Annotated in this window: 10 protein-coding genes; 8 read left to right on the top strand and 2 right to left on the bottom strand. The window is 59.1% G+C overall.

The features are described 5' to 3' along the window. Window positions 1-119: 119 nt before the first annotated feature. Together QK293_RS11040 and QK293_RS11035 are read left to right on the top strand one after the other, a co-directional pair. Window positions 120-1130: a class 1 fructose-bisphosphatase gene (locus tag QK293_RS11040; protein WP_282377315.1), complete on the top strand. Its 1011-nt coding sequence runs from the start codon at window positions 120-122 to the stop codon at window positions 1128-1130. Between the two features lie 2 nt (window positions 1131-1132). Then, complete coding sequence (locus QK293_RS11035; protein ID WP_282377314.1) at window positions 1133-1735, top strand: DUF924 family protein; 603 nt, start codon at window positions 1133-1135, stop codon at window positions 1733-1735. A gap of 62 nt (window positions 1736-1797) precedes the next feature. Here the strand turns inward: QK293_RS11035 and QK293_RS11030 are convergent, their stop codons facing one another. Beyond that, window positions 1798-3690 carry a methyl-accepting chemotaxis protein gene (locus tag QK293_RS11030; RefSeq protein WP_282377313.1) on the bottom strand — a complete coding sequence of 631 codons (1893 nt, stop codon included), beginning with the start codon at window positions 3688-3690 and terminating at the stop codon, window positions 1798-1800. A 280-nt stretch (window positions 3691-3970) separates the two neighbouring features. On the opposite strand from QK293_RS11030, the gene QK293_RS11025 reads away from it, so the two are divergent. Both QK293_RS11025 and QK293_RS11020 read left to right on the top strand, forming a co-directional pair. Beyond that, window positions 3971-4225, top strand: coding sequence for a hypothetical protein (locus QK293_RS11025; protein WP_131061244.1), 255 nt, complete (start codon window positions 3971-3973; stop codon window positions 4223-4225). Between the two features lie 31 nt (window positions 4226-4256). Further along, entirely contained in the window at window positions 4257-4826 is a 570-nt protein-coding gene (locus QK293_RS11020; RefSeq protein WP_282377312.1) for a lipocalin family protein, read from the top strand. A gap of 51 nt (window positions 4827-4877) precedes the next feature. Here QK293_RS11020 and QK293_RS11015 read toward each other — a convergent pair whose 3' ends face one another. Further along, window positions 4878-6242 carry a formimidoylglutamate deiminase gene (locus tag QK293_RS11015; protein ID WP_282377311.1) on the bottom strand — a complete coding sequence of 455 codons (1365 nt, stop codon included), beginning with the start codon at window positions 6240-6242 and terminating at the stop codon, window positions 4878-4880. Between the two features lie 146 nt (window positions 6243-6388). Here QK293_RS11015 and hutC point away from each other — a divergent pair, with 146 nt between their 5' ends. The 4 genes from hutC (at window position 6389) to QK293_RS10995 (ending at window position 11460) form a co-directional block, all read left to right on the top strand. Further along, window positions 6389-7099 carry a histidine utilization repressor gene (gene hutC, locus QK293_RS11010; protein ID WP_177326944.1) on the top strand — a complete coding sequence of 237 codons (711 nt, stop codon included), beginning with the start codon at window positions 6389-6391 and terminating at the stop codon, window positions 7097-7099. Window positions 7100-7109: 10 nt separating this feature from the next. Next, the gene (locus QK293_RS11005; protein WP_282377310.1) at window positions 7110-7679 is read left to right on the top strand and encodes a HutD family protein; all 570 of its coding nucleotides are present in this window, start codon (window positions 7110-7112) and stop codon (window positions 7677-7679) included. Window positions 7680-8148: 469 nt separating this feature from the next. After that, entirely contained in the window at window positions 8149-9837 is a 1689-nt protein-coding gene (hutU, locus tag QK293_RS11000; protein WP_131061240.1) for a urocanate hydratase, read from the top strand. Between the two features lie 150 nt (window positions 9838-9987). Continuing rightward, complete coding sequence (locus QK293_RS10995; RefSeq protein WP_282377309.1) at window positions 9988-11460, top strand: cytosine permease; 1473 nt, start codon at window positions 9988-9990, stop codon at window positions 11458-11460. Window positions 11461-11498 lie beyond the last annotated feature (38 nt).

Below are 11498 nucleotides of genomic sequence, written 5' to 3'. Positions count from 1 at the left end.
CTACGCTCAACCGGGTGCATGAACTCTATTGGGTGTAACACGTCTGATAGGAGGAAATGCGCCCCGACTCGCGTTAAACTGCGCGGGTTTTTAGCCCCCCCATTCCACCGGAGCCTTCCATGTCCCGCGTTACCCTGAGTCGCTATTTGATTGAGCAGACCCGTAGCAACAACACGCCTGCCGATCTGCGTTTCCTGATCGAAGTGGTGGCGCGCGCCTGCAAGGAAATCAGCCACGCCGTGTCCAAAGGCGCCCTCGGTGGTGTTCTGGGCAGCATGGGCACCGAAAACGTCCAAGGCGAAGTGCAGAAGAAACTCGACGTGATCTCCAACGAGATCCTGCTCGAAGCCAACGAATGGGGCGGTCACCTGGCGGGCATGGCGTCCGAAGAAATGGACAATGCCTACCAGATCCCGGGCAAATACCCGAAAGGCGCGTACTTGCTGGTATTCGACCCACTGGACGGCTCGTCGAACATTGATATCAACGCACCGGTCGGTACTATCTTCTCGGTGCTGCGTTGCCCGAACGAATACCTGAGCCAGAACGAAGCCCTGAACGAAAAGGCCTTCCTGCAGCCAGGCACCGAGCAGGTAGCCGCCGGTTATGCCATCTACGGCCCGCAGACCATGCTGGTGCTGACCCTGGGCGATGGCGTGAAAGGCTTTACCCTGGACCGTGAAATGGGCAGCTTCGTGTTGACTCACGAAGACATCACGATCCCGGAGTCCACTCAGGAATTCGCGATCAACGCGTCCAACCAGCGTCACTGGGAAGCGCCGGTACAACGCTACGTCGGCGAATTGCTGGCGGGCGACGAAGGCCCGCTGAAAAAGAACTACAACATGCGCTGGGTTGCCGCGATGGTTGCCGACGTGCACCGCATCCTGACCCGTGGCGGTCTGTTCATGTACCCACGCGACAGCCGCGAACCGTCGAAACCGGGCAAGCTGCGTTTGATGTATGAAGCCAACCCGATGTCGTTCCTGGTTGAGCAAGCGGGCGGCGCGTCCACCGATGGTCACCAGCGCATTCTCGACATTCAGCCTGAAGGCCTGCACCAGCGCGTAGCGGTGTTCCTCGGCTCGAAAGAAGAAGTCGCACGCGTCACGGCTTACCACAAGGAATAAACATGACCGCGCCCTGGCAGCCGTTGCTCGAATGGTGGTTTGGAAACTCCGAATCACCCAACGAAGTAGCGGCTGACAAGGGCAAGTTATGGTTCGGCAAGCGCGACAGCCAGGACCTCGAAGCGCAGACGCGTTTCGGGGACTGGGTCGAGCAGGCACTGGCCGGCGAATTGACCGACTGGGCGCAACGCCCCGAAGGTTGGCTGGCTCTGGTGCTACTGCTCGATCAACTCCCGCGAATGATCTTTCGCGACACTCCAAAATCTTTTGCAGGCGATCTCAGGGCTCAGGCGCTGGTGGCGCAAGGCATCGCTGCGGATTTCGATCGGCAGTTGCGACCCCTACAGCGGGTATTTATCTATCTGGTGTTTGAGCATTGCGAGAATCTGGCGGTGCAGAATGAAGCCGTCTCGCGGTTTATCGCGCTGGTTGCCGAGCAGCCAGTAGCTGACCGAGCGGTGTTTGCCGATAACCTGGATTATGCCGAGCGGCATCAAAAGGTGATTGCGCGGTTTGGGCGGTTTCCGCATAGGAATGCGGTGTTGGGAAGGGAATCTACGGCTGAGGAAATTGAGTTTCTGAGCGGGCCTGGGTCTCGGTTCTAACTCTTCGTTGCGGCTTAGGCCGTCATCACGAGCAAGCTCGCGATGAGGCCCTCAATAACGCGTTAGATCCTGAAGCTACCCACCAACTGCTTCAGCCGCGCCGCCTGCCGCTCAAGATCGGCACATGCGCGCAAGGTCGACTGCAAGTTCTCCACACCTTCCTGATTCAGCGTGTTGATCTTGGTGATGTCGACGTTGATCGACTCCACCACCGCCGTCTGCTCTTCCGTTGCTGTGGCCACCGACTGGTTCATCCCGTCGATCTCACCGATCCGCTGAGTCACGCTGCCCAGACGTTCGCCCGCCTGGTTGGCGATGCCGACGCTGCTTTCGCTCTGGCGCTGGCTGTCGGTCATGGTGCTCACGGCTTCCCGGGCGCCGACTTGCAGTTCCTCGATCATCTTCTGCACCTGCTGCGCCGAATCCTGGGTGCGGTGCGCGAGGTTGCGCACTTCGTCGGCCACTACGGCAAAACCACGACCGGCTTCACCGGCACGAGCCGCTTCGATGGCTGCGTTGAGGGCCAGCAAATTGGTCTGCTGGGAGATGCTGGTGATCACTTCCAGAATCTGCCCGATGTTCACGGTGTTGCTGTTGAGCGTTTCGATGTTGCCGCACGAATCGCTGATCTTCGCCGAGAGCTGCTGCATCGCCGCGATGGTTTTATCGACGACTTGCTGACCGTCTTCGGCCAATGCGCGAGCATCGCTCGAATGCTGAGAGGCGAGGGCGGCGTTCTGGGCGATTTCCTGGGCGGCGGCGCCGAGCTCGTTGATGGCTGCGGCCACGCTGCTGGTACGCGAGGCTTGCTGGTCGGAGTTGAACATCGACGAGTTCGACGCGGCAACTACACGCAGCGCGACTTCATTGACCAGGCCAGTGGCCGAGGACACCTCGCGGATCGAGGTGTGAATACGCTCCACGAAACGGTTGAACGAGGTGCCCAGCGCGCCGAATTCGTCCTGGCCGTGGATGGTCAGTCGTTTGGTCAGGTCGCCTTCACCTTCGGCGATGTCATGCATGGCGCGGCCCATGGTCAGCAACGGTTGCATCAAGAAGCTGATCAGCATGCCCAACAGCGCGATGATGATCACCACGGCAATGACCATGGCGATAATCGCCGAAGTACGGAATTCGCTGAGCATCGAGAACGCGGTGTCCTGATCCAGCACCAGCGCCACGTACCAGCCTGCCGAGGGCACACCGTTGACGTGTGTAAAGGAGATGAATTGGGTCTTGCCGTCGAGTTCGACTTCCTTCAAGCCCGGGCTGACGTTCGGGGCGCCGTTCGGGTAGGCGTCGGTCAGGCTCTTGAGTACCAGTTTGCTGTCCGGGTGGATCAGGATTTTGCCGCCGGCACTGACGATAAAGGCATGGCCGTGGCCGCCGAAGTTCAGCGAGTTGATGATTGCGCTGACGCTGGACAGGTCAATGTCTGCGCCGGCGACGCCGATCATTTGATTCTGATGTTTCACCGGCGTGGCGACGGTGATCACCAGTTTGCCCGACGACGCGGCAATGTAAGGCTCGGTGACGATGGTCTGTTGCGCACCGTTGGCCGCCTTGTACCAGCCACGGGCGCGGGGATCGTAATCCGCCGCACGATTGCCCGCCGGGACCGAAAACATCACGCCGTCGGAGCCACCAAAGTAGCTCAGCTGAAAATTACTGGTGTAGGCCGGCAGGTCGATGGCGCGCTTGAGGTTGGCCTGAGCGCTGCCGTCCACCGAGATCTGCTGGGACAGCGATTGCAGCAACTGAATGCGGCTTTCCAGCCAGGTCTGGATGTTGCTGGTGGTCAGGCTGCCGAGCTCCTGCATCGAGGATTCGGTACTGCTGCGCAAGGTTTGCCGTTGGCGGTAGTCGTTGAAGAGGATGAAGCAAGCGAACGCAACGGCCACCACGAGGGCAGCAGCCAACAAGATCTTGTGGCTGAACTTCATGTTTCTGGTCATTAAATGAACTACCGCGAAGAGGCTGGTCAACAAAGGGGCGTCAATTTGCCACAGTCGTGGGCTTGCGCTGCTTATATGTCGACTGAGCGGCGGCAAAGATTAGGCGGCTTTTGCGAAAACCGACGAAACACTCAACAGCCAACGAAAGTTCCTGATATTTCACGAAAGACAGACGAGCGGCCCACAAATAGCCGGCCAGTCACGGAACCAGACAGGGGTTTTCTCTTCTAAGCTTCAGCTTGGCAGTCATGCCATTCCCCTTCGCCCCAGGAGCTACACAATGTCGCTGCGTTCTATCGCCCTGCTTTCGTTCTGCGTGTTGTTGGCCGCGTGCAGCAAGGTCAATCAGGAAAACTACTCGAAGCTGTCGTCAGGCATGCCCAAGGCCGAGGTAGAAACCTTGCTGGGCAAACCCACCGACTGCTCGGGCGCGCTCGGCATGTCCAGTTGTACCTGGGGTGACAAGAACAGTTTTATCAGCGTGCAGTACGCCGGTGACCAAGTGCTGATGTTTTCCGGCCAAGGCCTGAAGTAATCCGGGGCTAAGCGCCCACGGGAGAAAAACAATGAAACGGTTACTGATAGTCCTTTTAGCCGGCCTGGTTTTGGCCGGCTGCGCCACTTCCGGCGTAGATTCGTTGGCACCGAAAACTGTCAACAGCGTCAATCTTAAGAAGTACCAAGGGACCTGGTACGAGTTGGCCCGTCTGCCGATGTATTTCCAGCGCAATTGCGCGCAATCCGAAGCCCATTACACGCTCAAGCCTGACGGCGACGTGTTGGTACTGAACCGCTGTCTGACGGCGGACTGGCAATGGGAAGAGGCCAAAGGCACGGCTTGGCCACAGGTGCCGGGCAAGACCGACAAATTGTGGGTCGAGTTCGACAACTGGTTTTCGCGGCTGATACCGGGTGTTGCGAAGGGCGAGTACTGGGTGTTGTACGTCAGCGATGACTACAAGACCGCCATTGTTGGCGATCCGAGCCGCAAGTATCTGTGGCTGCTGTCACGGACCCCGACGGTCAATGGCGTTGTGCGTGAGGAATTGCTGAGCAAGGCACGTCAGCAGGGCTACGACACCACGCGACTGATTTGGCGCGCGACCGATACGCAGATGGCCAAGACTTCGAACTGATTACTCCGCTACTGATCGTTCCCGCGCGAAGTGGGAACGATCAATGAGGGATTAGCCCAGGAGATCGCGCAAGACCTGGGTGAAGGCGCGGTTGCTTTCTTCTTCCCCGGCATGATGCCCATCACGCACAACCCACTGGCCGTTGACCAGCACATCCCGCACCTGGCGGTCGCCACCGGCAAACAACCAACGATTCAGAATCCCGTCGCCACTGGCTGTCGCCAGGTACGGATCGTTGCCATCCAGCACCAGCCAATCCGCACGTTTGCCAACTTCCAGCGCGCCAATCGGCTGACCCAACGCCTGAGCCCCGCCATCCAGCGCTGCGTCGTACAGCGTGCGGCCAACCATCGGCTGATCCGCGCCATACAAACGATTACGACGTTGGTCGCGCAGGCGCTGGCCATATTCCAACCAGCGCAATTCTTCCACCACGCTCAATGACACATGGCTGTCGGAACCGATGCCCATGCGCCCGCCCTGAGCGAGGAAATCCACCGCCGGGAAGATACCGTCGCCGAGGTTGGCTTCGGTCGTCAGGCACAAACCGGCGATGGCGCGACTCTTGGCCATCAGCGTGACTTCTTCCGGGTTGGCGTGGGTCGCGTGAACCAGGCACCAGCGTTGATCGACCTCGGTGTTTTCGTACAGCCATTGCAGCGGACGGCGACCGCTCCAGCCCAGGCAGTCATCAACTTCTTTCTGCTGCTCGGCGATGTGAATGTGCACCGGGCACCGCTTGTCGCTGGCGGCCAGCACTTCGCTGATTTGCTGCGGTGTTACCGCACGCAACGAGTGGAAACACAAACCCAGCGACTGCGCCGGCTGTTGCGCCAGGATTGGCTGCAAGCGCGACTGAAGCTTGAGGTAGTTTTCGGTACTGTTGATAAAGCGGCGCTGACCTTCGTTCGGGGCCTGACCGCCGAGCCCGGAATGGCTGTAGAGCACCGGCAGCAGGGTCAGGCCGATGCCGGCTGAACTGGCGGCCTGGCAGATGCGCAGCGCCAGTTCGGCTGGGTCGGCGTACGGCTGACCGTTGGTGTCGTGGTGTACGTAGTGAAATTCTGCGACCGAGGTGTAACCGGCCTTGAGCATTTCGATGTACAGCTGACGAGCGATGACGCCGAGCTGCTCCGGGCTGATTTTTCCGACGAGGCGATACATCAAATCGCGCCAGGTCCAGAAACTGTCGTTCGGATTACCTGCCACTTCCGCCAGCCCGGCCATGGCCCGCTGGAAGGCGTGGGAGTGTAAATTCGGCATCCCAGGCAGCAGCGGACCGCTAAGCCGTTCGGCGCCATCTGCGTGGGAATCGGCCTGGATATGGGTCAACACGCCACCGGCGCTGACCTCAAGACGTACATTGTTGGCCCATCCACTAGGCAGCAGCGCGCGTTCGGCAAAGAAGGCGGACATGGTTCAGCACCCCATCGTGTGTTATTTGTATATACATATACAGACGTTTGCCTGCTCGGTAAACTCCGGCAAGCTAGCAACTTCTCTTCAACGAACAAGGATTAACCGTGCCGACTCCGCCTGCAGTCTCTCCGTTGGCCGCACACATGGGCGACAGTCCGGCGCCCTTGTACGCCCGCGTCAAACAGATGATCACCCAGCAAATCGACAGTGGAAACTGGCCGCCGCACTACCGCGTTCCGTCGGAAAGCGAGCTGGTCAACCAACTGGGTTTCAGCCGCATGACCATCAACCGCGCCCTGCGCGAGATGACCGCCGACGGTCTGTTGGTGCGCATGCAAGGTGTCGGGACTTTTGTCGCCGAGCCGAAAAGTCAGTCCGCGCTGTTTGAAGTGCACAACATCGCCGACGAAATCGCCTCCCGTGGCCATCGTCATACCTGCAAGGTCATCACCCTCGAGGAAGAGGCCGCCGGTTCCGAGCGCGCCTTGGCGCTGGACATGCGTGAAGGCCAGAAAGTCTTTCACTCGCTGATTGTGCATTTCGAAAACGATATCCCGGTGCAAATCGAAGACCGTTTCGTCAACGCACTGGTGGCGCCGGACTACCTCAAGCAGGACTTCACCCTGCAAACGCCATACGCCTATCTGAACCAGGTCGCGCCGCTGACCGAAGGCGAGCATGTGGTCGAGGCGATCCTGGCCGAGGCCAGCGAATGCAAGTTGCTGCAGATTGAAAAGGGCGAGCCGTGCCTGCTGATTCGTCGCCGCACCTGGTCCGGCCGTCAGCCGGTGACCGCCGCCCGTTTGATCCACCCCGGTTCCCGTCATCGTCTGGAAGGACGGTTTCATAAATAGAGAGCCATAAATGAGTCAAGTAAAGGTTCTACGCGCAAAAGATTATCCGCGCATGCCGTGGAAAAACGGCGGCGGCAGCACTGAAGAGATCACCCGTGATGCAGGCACTGGCCTTGACGGTTTCGGCTGGCGTCTGTCGATTGCCGATATCGGCGAATCGGGCGGGTTTTCCACGTTCGCCGGTTATGAGCGGATCATCACGGTGTTGCAAGGCGACGGCATGACCTTGTCGGTCGACGGTCAGGTGACGCGGGCGCTGTTATCGCTTGATCCGTTCGCCTTCAGCGGCGAGAGCCACGTTACCTGCACATTACTCGGTGGGCCGATTCGCGATTTCAACCTGATCTATGCGCCGCAGCGTTACCGCGCGCGGTTGCAGTGGCTGGACGGCGAGCAGCGTTTTTTCAGCTCGGCGGGCACTGTGCTCGTGTTCAGTATCACCGACGAGCTTGAAGTGCAGGTCGGTAACAGTGCCTCGCAACTGGGCCGCCATGATTGCCTGCAACTTGACGGTAATACCGGGCTTTTGGAAGTCTCCATTAACGGCTCGTGCTGTGTGATTGAGCTGATCACACGCTGATTCAAAATCCCTTTCGCGGGCAAGCCTCGCTCCTACAGGATTGATGTCGATCCAACTATTGGTGATCGACGCAAAACCTGTAGGAGCGAGGCTTGCCCGCGAAGCTTTTTCACCGAGCAAATCCGTTCCCAAATGCGCACCAACTTGTTACCGAACGCCCCAGCGTGGCGCAAACCCCCGCTCAAGTAACAGCTGTAATCCCTCTCGCAAAATCCCCCCGAAAAATTTCATCTTTGCCAAAACCCTTGATCCATGCGCTTTCCAGCCCTTTCAAAACTTTTCTTGAACAGCCATCCAACAAGTTGGCCGCTTGATTGCATATGCTTGTATGTACAAGTAAAGACGTATGCGTATGAGTCAATCGAGACTCCTCGCAGCGTCAACTGATTCGCTTGTGGCGCAACGATGCGCACAAGCTGGCTGCCCACCGCCAGGGTTGGTTTGGATTGATCGCTGAGGAGTCTTTTTCGTGACTGACAATACCCAGAAACCTACTAAATACCGCAATGTCGAAATCCGCGCTGCCCGCGGTAACAAGCTGACCGCCAAGAGCTGGCTGACCGAAGCGCCGTTGCGCATGCTGATGAACAACCTCGACCCGGAAGTCGCCGAGAACCCTAAAGAACTGGTGGTTTACGGTGGTATCGGTCGTGCGGCGCGTAACTGGGAATGCTACGACAAGATCGTCGAAAGCCTGACCAACCTGAACGACGACGAGACCCTGCTGGTGCAATCTGGCAAGCCGGTCGGCGTGTTCAAGACTCACAGTAACGCCCCGCGCGTACTGATTGCCAACTCCAACCTGGTGCCACACTGGGCGAGTTGGGAACACTTCAACGAACTCGACGCCAAAGGCCTGGCCATGTACGGCCAGATGACCGCCGGCAGCTGGATCTACATCGGCAGCCAGGGCATCGTTCAAGGCACCTACGAAACCTTCGTCGAAGCCGGTCGCCAGCACTACAACGATGACCTGAAAGGTCGTTGGGTCCTGACCGCAGGCCTCGGTGGCATGGGCGGCGCTCAGCCTCTGGCCGCGACCCTGGCCGGCGCTTGCTCGCTGAACATCGAATGCCAGCAGGTCAGTATCGATTTCCGTTTGAACAGCCGTTATGTCGATGAGCAAGCCACCGACCTCGACGACGCGCTGGCCCGCATCGAAAAATACACCAAAGAAGGCAAGGCGATTTCCATCGCGCTGCTGGGTAACGCGGCAGAAATCCTGCCGGAACTGGTCAAGCGCGGCGTGCGCCCGGACATGGTCACCGACCAGACCAGCGCCCACGACCCGCTCAACGGTTACCTGCCAGCCGGCTGGACCTGGGACGAATACCGCGCTCGCGCCAAGACCGAGCCAGCTGCCGTGGTCAAAGCCGCCAAGCAATCGATGGCCGTGCACGTTAAAGCGATGCTCGACTTCCAGAAAATGGGTATTCCGACCTTCGACTACGGCAACAACATCCGTCAGATGGCCCAAGAAGAAGGCGTGGAAAACGCATTCGACTTCCCAGGCTTCGTACCGGCTTACATCCGTCCGCTGTTCTGCCGCGGCATCGGTCCATTCCGTTGGGCTGCACTGTCGGGCGATCCGCAGGACATCTACAAAACCGACGCCAAAGTAAAAGAGCTGATCCCGGACGACGCCCACCTGCACAATTGGCTGGACATGGCACGCGAGCGCATCAGCTTCCAGGGTCTGCCGGCACGTATCTGCTGGGTTGGCCTGGGCCTGCGCGCCAAGCTCGGTCTGGCGTTCAACGAAATGGTGCGCAGCGGTGAATTGTCCGCGCCAATCGTGATCGGTCGCGACCACCTGGACTCCGGTTCTGTCGCCAGCCCAAACCGCGAAACCGAATCCATGCAGGACGGTTCCGATGCCGTGTCCGACTGGCCACTGCTCAACGCGCTGCTCAACACCGCGAGCGGCGCGACCTGGGTTTCCCTGCACCACGGCGGCGGCGTCGGCATGGGCTTCTCCCAGCACTCGGGCATGGTGATTGTCTGCGACGGTACTGACGAAGCGGCCGAGCGTATCGCTCGCGTACTGCACAACGATCCGGCCACCGGTGTCATGCGTCACGCCGATGCGGGTTACCAGATCGCGATCGACTGCGCCAAGGAACAGGGGCTGAACCTGCCGATGATTACCGGTAAGTAAGCTATGTAGCAGCTGGCGGAGCCTGCGTTAAGGGCCGAAGGACCTTCGTTCCACTTTGGAATGCCGGGGTCGCTTCGCAACCCGACGCAGCCTGCGGCAGCTGCTACAGAGGTCGAGTAAACCTTAATAACAATCCACAGAGGTTGAATCATGGCTGTTAATAGCGATCGTGCAGGCAGTGAACCGTTGATCGAGAAACGTTCGATCGACTACATCCCGGAAGCGGAAAGACACGGTCGTCTGTTAAGCCAATTCACCCTGTGGTTGGGTGCCAACCTGCAAATCACTGCGATTGTCACCGGTGCATTGGCGGTGGTACTCGGTGGCGATGTGTTCTGGTCGTTGATCGGTTTGCTGATCGGTCAATTGCTCGGCGGCGGTGTCATGGCGCTGCATGCCGCGCAAGGGCCCAAGCTTGGCCTGCCGCAGATGATCTCCAGCCGGGTACAGTTCGGGGTTTATGGCGCGGCCATCCCGATCGTGCTGGTCTGTTTGATGTACCTCGGCTTCACCGCAACGGGAACCGTGCTTTCCGGTCAGGCGCTGGGCCAGTTGCTTGGCGTCAGCGACAGCGTCGGTATTCTCATCTTCGCCAGTGTCATCGTGCTGGTCACGGTGCTCGGTTATCGGGTGATCCATTTCATTGGCCGTGTCGCCAGCGTTATTGGTGTGATTGCCTTTGTTTACCTGTTCAGTCGTCTGATGAGCCAGACTGACATTGGCGCACTGCTGCAAATCCGCCACTTCAGCTGGAGCAGTTTCCTGCTCTCGGTGTCGCTCGCGGCGTCCTGGCAGATCGCCTTCGGCCCTTACGTGGCTGACTATTCACGCTACCTGCCAAGTAAGATTTCCTCGGTGAAAACGTTTTTCGCCGCTGGCGCGGGTTCGGTCATTGGCGCACAGGTGGCGATGATCCTCGGCGTGTTTGCCGCCGCCACGGCCAATGGGCAATTCGCCGGCCACGAAGTAGCCTACATCGTTGGTTTGGGCGGTACCGGTGCCACCGCTGCGCTGCTGTACTTCAGCATCGCGTTCGGCAAGGTCACCATCTCCACGCTGAATTCCTACGGCAGCTTCATGTGCATCGCGACCATCATCAGCGGTTTCCGTGGTCACCTGCAGGTCACGCGCTTGCAGCGTCTGGTTTTCGTGCTGGTCATCGTCGGTACTGCGACCCTGATCGCGCTGCTCGGTCAGCACTCGTTCCTCGGTGCGTTCAAGTCGTTCATCCTGTTCTTGCTGGCGTTCTTTACGCCATGGAGCGCGATCAACCTGGTGGACTACTACTGCATCACCCGCGAGCGCTATGACGTGCCGGCGTTGGCCGATCCGAACGGTCGCTACGGCCGTTGGAACCCCCTCGGTATCAGCGTCTATGTCTTCGGTGTACTGGTGCAACTGCCGTTCATCTCCACCAAGTTCTATACCGGTCCGCTGGTAGACGCCCTGGGTGGTGTGGATATTTCCTGGATCATCGGTCTGGTGCTTCCCGCAGCCCTGTATTACGTGTGCGCAAAAAAATGGCATGGCACCGTACCCGATCAACTGATTCTGCCGGTCGAGCAGGACAGCGTCGTACAACCTAAAACAAGCGGGGCCGGTCGCGCTGCGGCGCAGGCCTGATTGGACGTGGACAGGGCTGGATGCCTCTTGACTGCCGT

The sequence above is a fragment of the Pseudomonas sp. AL03 genome (assembly GCF_029960815.1).
Lineage (GTDB): Bacteria > Pseudomonadota > Gammaproteobacteria > Pseudomonadales > Pseudomonadaceae > Aquipseudomonas.
The sequence above is the reverse complement of the archived record's forward strand: the minus strand, read 5'-3'. Positions and strand labels throughout refer to the sequence as shown.